Here is a 13953-nt window from a genome sequence, read left to right as displayed (position 1 = left end):
ACCCCCGCACGGCGGCACGACCAGCGCAGCCGTGGCAGCGACTGGCCGACCAAGGCTGATACGGAGATGTCATGTTCACCGGTACGGCCAGTGGTCATCCCCAGGGTGATCCACGCCATGCCCCGGCGACATGGCGCAGCGGCGGTCAGGAGCCAGCTCGGACATACGTCGACCCGGCTGCCGGCCCGGGCGGCGAGAGCCGCGGAGGCCGTGGGCCGGGCCGCCACCGGGCCCCGAGCGTGGTCGTCCAGCTGACCCGGGCCGGCCGGTCGATCGCCACAGGGCTGCGGTCCGATCCGGATCAGCGCATCGTTGCCGCACTGGCGCTCCTGGTGGCGACGCTCGGACTGGTGCCGATCGCCCTCGCTCCCGCCGATGTCGTCATCTACGCCGGTGTGTCGACGGGAACGCCGACGCTCTACTCGTACACCATCGTGATCGCCGTGGCGTTCGTGCTGGTCATGATGCACACGCGTCGTCGATTCGTCCGCGCCCTCCTCCTGTGGGTGCCGTTTCTCGGGTGGCTGGCCCTGTTCGCCGCGGTCCACTGGGACGCGTCCCTGCGTACCGTGAGCGGCCTGCTGCACTTCTGCCTGGCGGCGATCGTGTTCGCCATCGGGGCCACGGCCGAGCGCGCGGACCGGCGGCACTCGGTCCTGCTCTGGGCCTTCGCGGCCGTGGCGTGGCTCCAACTCTTCGCGATCACCGCCGCGGTCCTCGGCTTTCCGCTGCGACGCGTCTCCGGCCAACAGGCGCTCGACGTGCTCGGGCGTGCCACGGGCCTGACGAGCCATCCAGGCGAGCTGGCGAAGCTGTTGTTCTTCTGCGGCCTGTGCGCGCTGACGCTGCCGCAGCGGACGGTGCGGGAACGATGGGTGGCCTGGACGACGCTCGGTGTCGTCCTCATCGGCGTGTCCCTCACCCAGAGTCGCACGGTTCTCGCAGCCGTGGTCTCCATGATCCTCATCTTCATGTTGCTCGAGCTGATGACCGGGCGGTGGCAGAAGAGGTACTTCGTGGTCGTCGGCCTTACCGGGGTGCTCGGCGTGGCGTCGCTGCCGTGGCTGATCGAGCGATTCATGACGGACCCCGGTGGGGGCTCCCGGCAACACCTCCTTGCGGTCGCGGCGGACGCGATCCGCGCGCATCCGTGGGCCGGGGTGGGACCCAACAGCTACGTCGCCGTCGTCGGCGCCTCGGATCCGCTCACCGCGAGCGGCGTGCCCGTACACAACGTGTTGCTGCTGAGCGCCGCCGAGGTGGGCATCGTCGGCGCACTGCTCCTCTGGCTGCCGTTCGTGCGGACCGCGACGGCGGCCATCCGCGCCGTCTTTCGTACGCGGACCTCGGAGCTGGCACCCAGGGTTCTGGTCAGCGCTCTGCCGGCTCTCGTCCTTGTCGGTATGACGGGCTGGGGCCTGATGCAGGGGCCCTACTTTCTGATGCTGGCGCTCGTGGCGGGCTACTTCCATGCCCGGACGCGGTTCTCGGCGGTTGCGACTGGCAATGGTCGCGACTGAGGCCAGGGCGCCGGCGGGGCGGCGCACGTCTCTGACGGTCGTGTCGGGCCTGCTGGGGCTCTCCACCCTGGCCACGCGGTTCACCACCCTGGTGGTCATGGCGCTGCTGACCAGGGGCGCCGGCGTCGAGGCCGTCGGCTTCTACGGGATGGCCACGCTTTCCGCGTCCTTCGCCGCCGCCGCGCTCTCCCTCGGTCTGCCGACCTACCTGACCAGGGAGGCCGCAGCGGGGTCGGTCTCGCCGTCCGTGGTCGCCCGGATCCACGGCGGCCGTTTCGTCGTGCTGATGTCGGCCGCCGCCGTCGCGTACGTGGTGATCGGCGTGCTCCTTCCCCCGGAAGCGCAGCTCGCCTTCTTCCTGGTCTTCGTCGCCAGCCTCTTCGAACAGTGGAACGAGACGGCGTGGGTCCTCATCCGAGGCACGCGTTCGGCCTGGCTCGAACCGCTCACGAACACCTCCACCGGTCTCCTGCTCGTCGGCGCGTGCGCGATCGACGTGTGGCTGATGGACGGGCTCACCCTCGGTGACGCCGCCGTCTACTTCCTGGTGACGTCCGCCCTCCGGTCGACGGCCGCGGTTCTCGTCGTGCGGATCCTGCCGTCGCTGCGCGCCTCCCGAGGGGTCCGCTCGGCCCAGCACATCAGGCTGGCGCTGCCGTACTTCGCCTCCGACCTGCTCGGTCTCTTCTACTTCCGCGGCGACGTCTTCATCCTCGCGTTCTTCGTCACCGCCGTGGAAGTCGGAGAGTACGTCTCGGCCGCGGCCATCATCGGACCGGCGGTCCAGGTCGCGGCGTCCATGGGCCTCGGCGCCCTCGCCTATGCCGCGCCGAAGGGGACTTCCGGGACCGCCCAGGCGAACGATCCGCTCACGATCTTCCAGTTCTTCGGGCTCGCGGGTCAGGGCGCCGCCGGCGCCATGTTCATCGGCCTTCCCATCGCGACCGTGGTGCTGTTCGGTGACCAGGCGGGGAACATCCCGGAGCTGGCGATGGTGCTCACCCTGTTCCTCGCACTGCGATTCGCCAACTTCGGTCTGTCCGCCATCCTGCTTGCCCGGGGCCGTGCCGCCAGCCGGCTGGTGGTGCTCGTACTGAGCATCTGCGGCAGCGTGGGATTCAACCTTGCCCTCGACGGCAGGTACGGCGCCTACGGCGCCGCCTGCGCGATGGTGTTGAACGAGCTTGTCGTGGCCGGGTCGCTGCTGTGGTTCCTGCGGATCAGGGAACTGGTGTGGCCGGTCCTCATCTCGTTCGGATATGTGGCAGCGGCGGCATGGGCGCTCGCCGGACTGCTGACCGTGATGGGATCCGCCTCGGCGTCCGCCACTCTCGGGGGCGTCATCCTTGCTCTGGCTACCGTCAGATTTGTGAGACAACGGAGGGCCGCAGGCAAACTGCGGACCGCAACGACGGAGGACATGTGAGGGTCGGAATAGTCGGGTGGTTCGGATCGGACAATCTCGGAGACGAGATCCTCCTCCACTCGCTCATCACCTGCGTCCGCGAGGTCAAGGAGAACGCGTCCTTCGTGGTCTTCTGCCCCAACCCGGAGCGGGTCGCCGAACTTCATGGCGTGCAGACGGAGCACATGCCCGTACTGCGGGCTCGTGGTGCCTCCGAGCGTCAGGTCGCGGTGCAGCGCGCGATCAAGTCGTGCCAACTGCTCCTGCTCGGCCCTGGAACGGTCTTCCAGGAGCGTTCCCCCAACCTGTCCTGGCCCGGCACCCTGCCGATGTTCGCCCGGATCATCGCGATGGCCAAGTTGGCGGGAACGCCCGTCGCCACCGTCGGCGTCGGCGTACGCGAGGGCGGAACGCCGTTCGGTCGTCAGGTGCTCCGTATCATCGGCGCATCCTGTGTCGCGGTGGGTGTGCGCGACGAGCGGACCGCGTCGCACTTCGGCTCCGGCGCAGAGGTCATCGGCGACATGGCGTACACCCTGCCGCTGCCCGAGCTGGACCGGGTCGACTCCGGCCGTCGCTTCGCGCTGTCGATGCGGCCGCTCGCGCCCGACCTCGAGGGCCCACTGCTGGCGGCGACCTCCGGATGTGCCGGTCGGCTCCGCCAGGAGGGATGGTCGGGCACCTTCCTTCCGATGGCCTTCGGCCGGGGAGCACACGGCGAGGACGACCGCGTCATCTACGAGCGCGCCTTCCGCGACCTTCTCGACCTGGACTCCACCCCGTTGGACGGCAGCCGGCCTCTCGTCGGAGCGCTCCGCGACTGGTTGCAGTCGCTCGCGACGAACCAGCTCGTCCTCGGCACCCGCCTGCATGCCGCACTCCTCGCCGTGGCGATCGGCGTTCCGACGGTGGCCATCGCGTACGAGCGGAAGGTCCATGACGCCTTCGTCGACCTGGGGCTCCGCGAGTTCCTGGTGCCACCGGACGTCGACGCCGAGACGCTCTACCGCACGGCGACCGCGGCTGCCGCGTCCGCCGAGCAGTTCCGGGAGGCCGCCCAGCGGGTCGCCGCCCAGGGGCGCATCGCGCAAGGGTTCGTCACGGCGCTCGTGAAGCGGCTGGGCTGATGCGCGTCCTCCTGCTCACCCCGTTCGCGCCCAACGCGCACCACTACCATGCTGCGGCCGACACGATCGTGCAGCTCACACCGCGGTTGGCTGAGCAGGTCGACCTCTTCGTCTACTCGCCGGAGCACACGGCGCCCACGGAGCCGGACGACCTGAAGTACACGTTGTTGCCCGCCACGGTCACCGCTCGTCCGAGCCACCGGGACCGCCTCCGCCTGGAACCGGCATGGCTCCGCCAGGCGTGGCCGCGAGAAGCGACCCGGGAGGCCGCCGAGCTCATCCGTCGGATCCGGCCCGACGTCGTGCACTCGGAGTATCTGCAATCCGCCGAGGTCGTCGGGATCGGCCCCGCGTCGGTGCTGGGCCTGCACGACATCACCGAGAAGGTGATGCTGGAGTCCTACCGGGCGTCGTCCGGCCTGGAACGGCCGTACCGTCTCGTCGAGCTGCTTCGGACGCGACGGTTCGAACGCGCCGCGATCCGCCAGGCGGACGCCGTCATCACCCTGTCCGACGCCGACTTCGCGGTCGCCGCCGCAGGCAACCCGAACACCGTGCTCGCCCGGCCGGGAATCCACGTCGGTGACCGGTCCTGGTCGCCGCCGCCAGCGACGGAGCGACCGCGACTGGTGTTCGCCGGGGCGATGTGGCGACGCGCGAACGCACTCGTCGCCCAGTTCCTCGCGCGTGAGGTGATGCCGCTGGTGTGGCAGAGCCTGCCGCAGGCGGAACTCAGGATCGTCGGGGCGGAGCCCTCCGCCGACGTGGTCGGCCTCGGCGAGAGCGACAGCAGGGTGGTGGTGACGGGTGCGGTGCCCGACCTCCGGTCGGAGATGCTCGACGCCCACGCCGTCGTCGTGCCGTCGATCGTGGGCGGGGGAGTGCTGATGAAGGTGGCACACGCCATGGCCCTCGGCTGTCCCGTCATCACGTCGGAGGGGCCGGCCGCGTCGGTACGCGGTGACGCCTCGATGTTGTACACCGCGTCGACTGCCGATGAGATCGCGGCGGCGGTCCGGGCCGCAGTCGAATCACCCGACGACGCGGCACAGCGTGGTCGACGTGCCCGCGCACACATCGAGCGGACGTTCCGTTGGGACGACACGGTCCGCTCGTACCTCGACGCCTACGGGATTGCGAGTCGACAGTGAAAATCGCAGCCATCATCGTCTCCTACAACTCGGCCCGGGAGCTTCCCCAGAGTCTGGGCTGCCTGGGCGCCCTGCCGGTGGACCACGTCGTGGTCGTGGACAACTCCTCCACGGACGACAGCGTCGAGGTCGCGAAATCCTTCGGGTACCCGGTCATCTCGCTGCCGAACGTGGGCTTCGGCAAGGCGATCAACGCCGCGGCGGAGACCCTCCCCGGCGCTGACGCCTACTTCCTTCTCAACCCCGACTGCCACATCGACCCCGAGTCCTTCGCGCACCTCGTGGAGGCGCTGCGGGCCGACCCGAAGCTGGGTGTGGTCGCGCCGCTGATGCGATACCCGGACGGGCGCTTCGGAATCTCGGCGGGCCCCGAGCCGAGCATCGCGAAGGAATGGCTGGCGGCGCTGAAGGTCGACCATCTCGTGCCGAGGCGACTGAAGCAGTATCTGGCTCGGGCGACACCCTTGCGTAAGAAGTTCCAGATGCTCGAGTATCTCGATGTCGAACCAACCGGCCAGGTGCGCGAAACCGCCTGGGTGTCCGGGTTCTGCATGCTCGTACGAGCTGAGGCGTTCCGGTCCATCGGTGGGTTCGACCCCCGCTTCTTCCTCTACTTCGAGGACGTCGACCTGTGCACGCAATTGCGCGCCAGTGGCTGGGGTGTCGCGTCGGTCGGGACGAGTGTCGCCGAACACAAGGAGAGCACCAGCACCGGTGCGGTCGGCAAGAACCCCCTGTACCGGTCCGGTATGTATGTCTATTTCGCGAAGCATGGCACGCGGGGTCAGCGACTCCTCGCGTCCGCCCTGAGGAGACTGCCGATTTGAAGATTCTGTTTGTAGCGCCGTGGATCCCGGCATCGGTCCGCCCGCGCAGCCTCGTGATCCTGGAGATGCTCGCCGCCGAGCACGACGTCCGCTTCCTGGGGCTGGTGCACGACGAGGAAGAGGCGCGGCTGGCGGAGCTCCTGCCGGTCAAGGAGCGCACCCTCGTCCCCAACCCACGCGTCGGTTCCATGCTGCGCTCCGCGCGAGCACTCGGCACCGGGGTCTCGTTGCAGACGGGGTACGCGAGCCCGAAGGCGCTCACCGACGCGCTGCGGCGGGAGTTGGACGACTTCCGGCCGGACGTCGTGCACCTCAATGTCTTCCGTACCGTCCACCTGGTCGAGGCCTGTGGCTCGACGCCGGTCATCGTCGACCTGGACGAGTTCCGCAGCGAGTACTACGAGCAGCTCGCCTCGCACGGGCCCAGCCCCGCCTGGCGGGCGTTGGGCCGCGTGGAGGCACCCCGGATGCGGGCCCGGGAGGACAAGTTGGTCGGCATGGGGGTTCCCCTGATGCTCTCCGCTCCGTCCCTGCCCGGCCAGGAGCGGCCCAACACCTTTCTCGTCAGAAGCCCCTGCGACTTCTCCGTCCAGCGGCAGGCGGGCCCGATCGCACCGACGGTCCTGTTCGTCGGTCGGCTCAGCTACGAGGCGAACGTCAACGGCCTGATGTGGTTCGTGCGTGAGTGCTGGCAGGGCATCCGTGACGCCGTCCCGGACGCGCGGCTCCGGATCGTCGGCACGGACCCGCCCAAGGCGGTCCAGGAGCTGGTCGGGAACGGCATCGAACTCCACGCCAACGCGCCCGCGGTCGAGCCCCACTACGCGGATGCCGCCGTCGCCATCGCGCCGATCTTCCGGGGTACCGGCGTCCAGCTGAAGCTCATCCAGGCCATGTCGGCCGGAGTTCCGAGCGTGACGACAAGCATGGTGGCCGACCGCGCGGGTGTGGCGGACGGCGTCCACGTCCGCGTCGCCGACGACAGGGCTGGCTGGATCGCGGCGGTCAGTGGGCTGCTGTCCGCGCCCGAGACCGCCGCGCGACTGGCCGCCAACGGACGGGAGTGGGTGGCGGCACACCACAGCTCGGCGGCGGTTCGCCTGCAGTTGCAGGCGGCGTACGCCTCGCTTCCCACCGGTGCGCGGATGGACGGCGCGCCCGGCCGGTGAGCCGAGCCAGCGGACGCTGGATGACGACGCCGCGCGCCGGCGGGCCCAGGCCCGCCGGCGCGCGGCATCCGGCCGCGACCGTGGTGCCGGTCGTCGGACCGATCGGCGACCTGCCGAGGGTGAGTCGTCGGTACCGGTTGCGCGAGCAATAGGCAGGCCGCTCGCATTCTGAGTCGAGCTCGGTGGTAATCATCCGTCGTCTTCGTCCGCTACTTGGTAATAGGGGCCGGGGGCGCACCCCTTGGCATTCGCCACCAGTTAGTCCGAACGGCTGAGCCGCCGATGACGTTGATCGACGAAGATGGGCTGCGTCTGTGCCGAAGGGCAACGCTGTCCATTGTCAACGGTGGACGTTCATCCCACGGGGAGTCTGGCGTGTATCAAGTTCGTCGAGCTTGTCGGTCGGTTGTGGCGGGGCTCGCGCTCGCCGCTGTCGCGACCGCGGCAACCGTGTCCGGCGGGGGTGCCGCGTCCGCGGCTCCGCCGGACGACAAGAAGGTTGCGGGAATCCTGGGTGCCGCCGACATGGGGGCCATCAAGGACAGTTACATCGTGGTGTTCAAGGACGGCAAGGCCACGCCGGCCCAGGTCGGTGCGAACGCCACCGCGTTGACCAAGCGGTACGGCGGCACGGTGTCGCGTACGTACACGCGCACGATCCGCGGTTTCGCGGGGCGGATGAACGAGGCGCAGGCGAAGCGGCTGGCTGCCAGCCCCGAGGTGGCCTACGTCAAGCAGAACCGCAAGGTGTCCAAGAGCGACACCCAGTTGGACACGCCGTCGTGGGGGCTGGACCGGCTGGACCAGATCTTCGCGCCGATGAACAAGCGGTACACGTACCCGAACACGGCGAGCAACGTGCACGCCTACGTCATCGACAGCGGCATCCGGATCACGCACCAGGAGTTCGGCGGGCGCGCCAGCAACGGCTACGACTTCATCGACAACGACCCGGTCGCGAACGACTGCGACGGGCACGGCACGCACGTCGCGGGCACCATCGGTGGCACCAACTACGGTGTGGCCAAGGCCGTGCAGCTGGTGGGCGTGCGGGTGCTCGACTGCGAGGGCAACGGCACGGAGGCCGGTGTCATCGCCGGCATCGAGTGGGTCACGGCGAACGCGGTGAAGCCGGCGGTGGCGAACATGAGCCTCGGCGGTGGAGTCAGCGCCGCGATCGACGCCGCGGTGGAGGCGTCCATCGCCTCCGGGATCACCTACGCCGTCGCCGCCGGCAACAGCCAGGACGACGCCTGCTCGTACTCGCCGGCCCGCGCGGCCTCGGCGATCACGGTGGGCGCCACGGACGAGGTCGACTTCCGCGCCTCGTTCTCCAACTACGGGCCGTGTGTGGACATCCACGCGCCGGGGCACCACATCTCGTCCTCGGTGGCCACCAGCGACACCGCGATCGGCCGGTACAGCGGCACCTCGATGGCCAGCCCGCACGTGGCCGGCGCCGCCGCGCTGCTGCTGTCGGCGAACCCGTCCTGGGCGCCCACCCAGGTGCGTAACGTCATCGTCTACGGCGGCACCCGGCGGGTCGTGCGGAACACCGCCGCCTACAACACGAGCGACGTGATGCTGCGCATCGGCACCACCGCCGTGCCGCAGGTCACCGGCCTGCGGTCCCTGACCAACGGCAAGAACGTCTCGGTCGGCGCCGGCGGCACCCAGCCGCTGACCCCCACCCAGCCCATGAACCAGATGGGCGACTCGGAGAAGTTCACCGTGGTCGACGCCGGCAGCGGCTACGTCGCGTTCGGGTCCTGGGCCAGCGGCAAGTACGTCACCGCTACCGCCGGCGGCACCGCCGCGCTGTACGCCAACAGCAGCACCATCACCGACGCCCAGCGGTTCCAGGTCGTCATGAACGGCGACGGCACCACTAGCCTGATCGCCAAGATCAACGGCAAGTACGTCACCGCCCCGTCCAGCGGCACCCTGCCACTCATCAACAACGCCACCACCATCGGCGGACCCGAGAAGTTCATCTGGGCCTCACCCGCCGCGGTCGTCGTGCTCCGCGCGGCCGTCAACGGCAGGTTCGTCACCGCGGCGGACGCCGGCAGGAGTCCCCTGATCGCCAACTCCACCGTGACCACCGACTGGCAGAAGTTCGACATGCTCGACATGGGCGCCGACGCCGTCGCACTGCGCTCCCACGTCAACCAGCGTTACGTCAGCGCGCCGTCGGGCGGCACCCGGCCACTCATCGCCAACGCCACCGCGATCGGCACGGAGCAGTCCTTCTGGCTCTACCACTGGGGTGACGGCAACCTGCTGTTCCAGTCCCAGACCAACTACAACCTGGTGCAGGCGCCGAACAACGGCAACTCGGCGCTGATCGCCAACTTCGATCCGTTCGCGGCCGACCCGGGCCCCTCGACGATGTTCACCTACGAGGTCCTGAAGGTCGGTTGAGTGACCGGCGACTGAAGATCCCGTCCTGACGCGGCAGGGTCAGTGGGCCGTCGAGACACGTGCGATGCGCGTCTCGGCGGCCCATCCGCGTCACCGCGACACTCCGGGCGCGACCGGCTGGTACCCGGCCCCGGGGTCCGCCCGCACCAAGGGCTTCGCATACATTTGCTGCATGGCCGACGCCTCGTTGCTTCTTCGCCGCGCCGGCTTCGGTCCCACGTCCGCCGAGCTGGCCGCCGCGAAGAAGGCAGGGTACGAGGCGACGGTCGCCGCCCTGACAGCGCCGACAGCGCCGGACGTGGGTGCGCTGAAGGCTCCCGTGCCGGGACTCGGCCCGGATCCCTTCGCCGGGTTGTCGAACCCCACTCCCAGCCAGCGGAGCAAGGGCGATGAGAAGCGGCGGGAGCAGACGAAGCGGATCACCCAGTGGTGGCTGGATCGCCTCACTGTCGCAGACCACCAGACCCGCGAGAAGCTGTGGTTCTTCTGGCACGGGCACTGGGCCACCTCGGTCCGGAAGGTGATCCGCCCGCAACTGATGCTCCAGCAGCACAGGACGCTGCGCAGCTCGCTCGACTTCGCGACCATGGCACATCGGATGATCACCGACCCGGCGCTCATCTACTGGCTCGACGGGCAACTCAACACACGGACCGCGCCCAACGAGAATCTCGGCCGCGAGTTGATGGAACTCTTCATGCTCGGCATCGGCAGGTACACCGAACGGGACGTGAAGGAGGCGGGCCGTGCGCTGACCGGCTGGAAGATCGACTACGACAGCGGCCGCGCGTACTTCAGTCCTGCCTCACACGACGGCGGCAGGAAGAGCATCCTCGGCGTCACGAAGGACTTCGATGCCCACTCGCTGGTGGATCTGCTGCTCGAGCACGAGGCCTGCCCGGGGTTCATCGCCGAGCGGTTGTGGTTCCGGTACGCCTCGTCGGCCGACCTGATCCCGATGTCCACCCGCGACAACATGGTTCGCGCGTTCCCGGACTCGATGGCGATGCTGCGGAAGCTCTTCGAGGACGACGCATTCCAGGCCAGCGCCGGCAGGCTGGTCAAGCAGCCGACGGAGTGGTTCGTCGGCGCGATGCGGCAGTTGGGTCTGCGGCCGGGGAGGCTGTCCGACGAGATGCTGACGTACGCCCTCAACGCCCTGGATCGAATGGGGCAGTTGCCGTTCGCGCCCCCGAGCGTCGAGGGGTGGGCCGCCGGAGCGGAGTGGCTGACGGTCGGGGCGGCGCAGGTCCGCCTGAACCTTGCCGGTCGGATCGCCCAACTGGTCCCGGCCCAGCGGCTGACTCCGGAAGACGTGGCGCACGTCCTGGCCATCGAGACATGGACCAACAGGACGTACTCGGCCCTGAAGGGCACCACCGATCCGCAGCGTCTGCTGACCCTCGGGTTGGCCAGCCCGGAATATCTGGTGACGTGACATGGACGCATTGACCCGGCGCAGGTTCCTCCTGGCCTCCGGCGTCGTCGGCGGCAGCGCCATCGCCGCCGGGGTGGGGGGTCTGGGCCTGGCGGAGCTCCTGCGGACCGCGGGCGACGCGTCTGCCAGCGATGATCACCGGAAGACACGCAAGTTGGTCATCGTCACGCTGTACGGCGGCAACGACGGGCTCAACACGGTCGTCCCCTACGCGGACCCGGCGTACTACGCGGCCCGACCCGAGCTGGCCTACGAGCCTGACCGGGTGCTCCGGATCGACGACTCGCTCGGGTTGAATCCGGTGATGAAGGGTCTGAGTCGACTGTGGAGCGGGCGGCGCCTGGCTGTCGTCCTCGGGGTCGGGTATCCCAAACCGGACCGTAGTCATTTCCGGTCCATGGACATCTGGCAGACCGCCTCACCGAGCGATCCGGCCACCTCCGGCTGGATCGGTCGATGGTTGGACGGCATCAGGGCCGCGCCGGAGGCCGCGGTGAGCTTCGAGCCCATGCTCCCGCCCCTGCTCGTGGGAGAGACCCGTACCGGAGCCTGTGTGAGTATCGGTGGGCTCAAGTTGCCGGCCGGGGTCACCACCGACATGATCGGCGTGCTCGGGCGGCGGGAGCCGAACGAATCCGAGATGCAGGCACGGGCTGCGGACGCCTATGCGAACCTCATCAAGATCGACCAGCTCATCCGGGATGCCGAAGCGGTGGACGCCCGAGCGGACGTCCCCGCCGAGCCGGAGATCGCGGCAACGGGCACGGGCGGGGCGAATCTCCTCTCCGAACAGCTTTCCCGGGTGGCTCACTGCGTCGAAGCCGGGGTCCCCACCCGCGTGTATTCGGTGAGCCTCGGTGGATTCGACACGCACGCGGCGGAGAGGCCCGGCCACGAGCTGCTGTTGCGCCAGCTCGATCAGGCGTTGACCAGCTTCGCGGGCCGGCTGGCGCAGACCGAGGCCGGTCAACGGGTCTCCGTGGTCGTGTACAGCGAGTTTGGTCGGCGGGTTCGGGCGAACGCCTCCGACGGCACCGACCACGGAACCGCCGGGCCCGTCTTCGTTCTGGGTCCTCAGGTCGCGGGCGGACTCTACGGGGAGCAGCCGAGCCTGACCGACCTGGACGACGGCGACCTCAAGGCGACGACGGACTTCCGAGACGTCTTCGGTACGCTGCTGGCCTCGGTGTTGGATGCGGACCCGGCACGCTACCTCGGCGGGTACGGGCCGAAGATGCTGCCGTTCCTCCCGCGCGACTGAGACCTGGCCCCTGGTGAGGCCCTGCCGGGCGCGGCGACGATCACGGGTCCCGCCGCGGGCGCAACACCGCACACCGGCCCGCCCACCCGTCAGGGACGCCGGTCACCGCGAGGGTGGAAGTGGCTATCTTCCGCCGCAGGCGGGGTCAGCTCCCATCCGCTGGCTGGCGGTGAACGCGCGGCAGGTCCGGTAGTCCGGCAGCAGTCCCGATTCCCGCGCCTCGGCCAGGCTCGGCGCGGCTGCGTCCCGGGCCGACAACTGCGGTGACTCCGCCGGCCAGTCGATCGCCAGTTCGGGGTCGAGGGGGTGCACGGTGTGCTCAGCGGTGGGGTTGTACGTGGTGGAGCAGAGGTAGCTCAGGGTCGCGTCGTCGGTGAGGGCGCAGAAGCCGTGGCCCAGCCCCTCGCCGATGTAGACGGCGCGCCGGTCGACGTCGTCGAGGCGGACCGCCTCCCACTGCGCGAAGGTCGGCGAGCCCACGCGGATGTCCACGACCACGTCGATGACGGCACCGCGTACGCAGGTCACGTACTTGGCCTGGCCGGGTGGCACGTCGGCGAAGTGGATGCCGCGGACCACGTCGCGCGCGGAGACCGACAGGTTGCCCTGGGCGAGTCGGAGTGGATGCCCGACCGCGGCAGCGAGCTGGTCGAAGCGGTACCACTCCATGAACAGCCCGCGTGGGTCGCCGTGCTGCTGTGGGTTGATCTCCCAGGCCCCGTCGATGCTCAGCGGTCGCATCTTCATCGGTGGGTGTCCCCGGGTTGGCGTTCGGCGAGCAGGCCGAGCAGGTAGTCGCCGTATCCGCTCTTGCTCAGGGACTGGGCGAGCGTCCGGAGGTGGTGGTCGTCGATCAGGCCGGCCCGCCAGGCGACCTCCTCGACGCATCCGATCTTCAGGCCCTGGCGTTCTTCGATGACCCGCACGAACTCGGCGGCCTGCATCATCGAGGTGAAGGTGCCGGTGTCGAGCCAGGCGGTGCCCCGGTCCAGCACCGTCACCGACAGCTCGCCCCATTCGCGGTAGGTCTCGTTGACCGCCGTGATCTCCAGTTCGCCGCGGGCGCTGGGGGTCAGCTTGCCGGCGATGTCCACCACGCGGTTGTCGTAGAAGTAGAGGCCGGGCACGGCGTAGCGGGACCTGGGGCGGGCGGGTTTCTCCTCGATCGACAGCACGCGCCCGGCCGGGTCGAAGTCGACCACCCCGTACTCTTGAGGGTTGGCCACCGGGTAGGCGAAGATCCGTCCACCGACCAGGTCGCCGTGGCCGGGGAGCTGCCGGCCCAGGCCGACGCCGTGGAAGATGTTGTCGCCGAGGATGAGGGCCACCGACTCGTCGCCGATGAAGTCCGCGCCCAGAAGGAACGCCTGCGCGATTCCCTCCGGGCGGGCCTGCGTGCGGTACTCCAACCGCAGGCCCCACTGGCTGCCGTCACCGAGCAGCCGCTGGAACTGGGGCTGGTCCTCCGGCGTCGTGATGATCAGGATCTCCCGCACCTCTGCCATGATCAGGGTGGAGAGTGGGTAGTACACCATCGGCTTGTCGAACACCGGCATCAGCTGCTTCGACACGGCACGGGTGATCGGCCACAACCGGGACCCGGTGCCACCGGCGAGAAGGATTCCGCGCAC

Annotated in this window: 11 protein-coding genes; 9 read left to right on the top strand and 2 right to left on the bottom strand. The window is 69.4% G+C overall.

Annotation, left to right across the window (positions count from 1 at the left end):
• The first annotated feature begins 239 nt into the window (after positions 1 to 239).
• The 9 genes from AC5L34_RS07820 (at position 240) to AC5L34_RS07780 (ending at position 12322) form a co-directional block, all read left to right on the top strand.
• A complete protein-coding gene (locus AC5L34_RS07820; protein WP_494824269.1) occupies positions 240 to 1520 on the top strand; it encodes an O-antigen ligase family protein in 1281 nt (426 codons plus the stop codon).
• Complete coding sequence (locus tag AC5L34_RS07815; protein ID WP_494824267.1) at positions 1471 to 2946, top strand: oligosaccharide flippase family protein; 1476 nt, start codon at positions 1471 to 1473, stop codon at positions 2944 to 2946. The genes AC5L34_RS07820 and AC5L34_RS07815 overlap by 50 nt, the downstream gene beginning before the upstream one ends.
• Positions 2943 to 4052, top strand: a complete 1110-nt coding sequence (locus AC5L34_RS07810; RefSeq protein ID WP_441174154.1) for a polysaccharide pyruvyl transferase family protein — start codon at positions 2943 to 2945, stop codon at positions 4050 to 4052. The genes AC5L34_RS07815 and AC5L34_RS07810 overlap by 4 nt, the downstream gene beginning before the upstream one ends.
• On the top strand, positions 4052 to 5203 hold the full coding sequence (locus tag AC5L34_RS07805; protein ID WP_441174152.1) for a glycosyltransferase: 1152 nt from the start codon (positions 4052 to 4054) through the stop codon (positions 5201 to 5203). Before AC5L34_RS07810 ends, AC5L34_RS07805 begins: the two co-directional genes overlap by 1 nt.
• Positions 5200 to 6030: a glycosyltransferase family 2 protein gene (locus AC5L34_RS07800; protein WP_441174151.1), complete on the top strand. Its 831-nt coding sequence runs from the start codon at positions 5200 to 5202 to the stop codon at positions 6028 to 6030. The genes AC5L34_RS07805 and AC5L34_RS07800 overlap by 4 nt, the downstream gene beginning before the upstream one ends.
• Positions 6027 to 7199: a glycosyltransferase family 4 protein gene (locus AC5L34_RS07795; protein WP_441174150.1), complete on the top strand. Its 1173-nt coding sequence runs from the start codon at positions 6027 to 6029 to the stop codon at positions 7197 to 7199. Before AC5L34_RS07800 ends, AC5L34_RS07795 begins: the two co-directional genes overlap by 4 nt.
• A gap of 525 nt (positions 7200 to 7724) precedes the next feature.
• The gene (locus tag AC5L34_RS07790; protein WP_494824264.1) at positions 7725 to 9623 is read left to right on the top strand and encodes a S8 family serine peptidase; all 1899 of its coding nucleotides are present in this window, start codon (positions 7725 to 7727) and stop codon (positions 9621 to 9623) included.
• Positions 9624 to 9795: 172 nt separating this feature from the next.
• Entirely contained in the window at positions 9796 to 11061 is a 1266-nt protein-coding gene (locus AC5L34_RS07785; protein ID WP_494824263.1) for a DUF1800 domain-containing protein, read from the top strand.
• A gap of 1 nt (position 11062) precedes the next feature.
• Entirely contained in the window at positions 11063 to 12322 is a 1260-nt protein-coding gene (locus AC5L34_RS07780; RefSeq protein WP_441174146.1) for a DUF1501 domain-containing protein, read from the top strand.
• Between the two features lie 123 nt (positions 12323 to 12445).
• Here AC5L34_RS07780 and AC5L34_RS07775 read toward each other — a convergent pair whose 3' ends face one another.
• Positions 12446 to 13069 (bottom strand): dTDP-4-dehydrorhamnose 3,5-epimerase family protein, encoded by a 624-nt coding sequence (locus tag AC5L34_RS07775; protein ID WP_441174145.1) that lies wholly within the window; start codon positions 13067 to 13069, stop codon positions 12446 to 12448.
• Positions 13066 to 13953: a glucose-1-phosphate thymidylyltransferase RfbA gene (gene rfbA, locus AC5L34_RS07770; RefSeq protein WP_441174144.1), complete on the bottom strand. Its 888-nt coding sequence runs from the start codon at positions 13951 to 13953 to the stop codon at positions 13066 to 13068. The genes AC5L34_RS07775 and rfbA overlap by 4 nt, the downstream gene beginning before the upstream one ends.

The organism is Micromonospora sp. ZG13 (assembly GCF_059359355.1).
Note: the sequence above shows the minus strand (reverse complement) of the source record. Positions and strands in the feature narration are given on the sequence as shown.

Bases quoted from the DNA above. Each gene is read 5' to 3' on its own strand.
- AC5L34_RS07815 (WP_494824267.1), top strand. From the start codon at position 1,471: ATGCCCGGACGCGGTTCTCGGCGGTTGCGACTGGCAATGGTCGCGACT.
- AC5L34_RS07805 (WP_441174152.1), top strand. From the start codon at position 4,052: ATGCGCGTCCTCCTGCTCACCCCGTTCGCGCCCAACGCGCACCACTAC.
- AC5L34_RS07790 (WP_494824264.1), top strand. From the start codon at position 7,725: ATGGGGGCCATCAAGGACAGTTACATCGTGGTGTTCAAGGACGGCAAG.
- AC5L34_RS07785 (WP_494824263.1), top strand. From the start codon at position 9,796: ATGGCCGACGCCTCGTTGCTTCTTCGCCGCGCCGGCTTCGGTCCCACG.
- AC5L34_RS07780 (WP_441174146.1), top strand. From the start codon at position 11,063: ATGGACGCATTGACCCGGCGCAGGTTCCTCCTGGCCTCCGGCGTCGTC.
- AC5L34_RS07775 (WP_441174145.1), bottom strand. From the start codon at position 13,069: ATGAAGATGCGACCGCTGAGCATCGACGGGGCCTGGGAGATCAACCCA.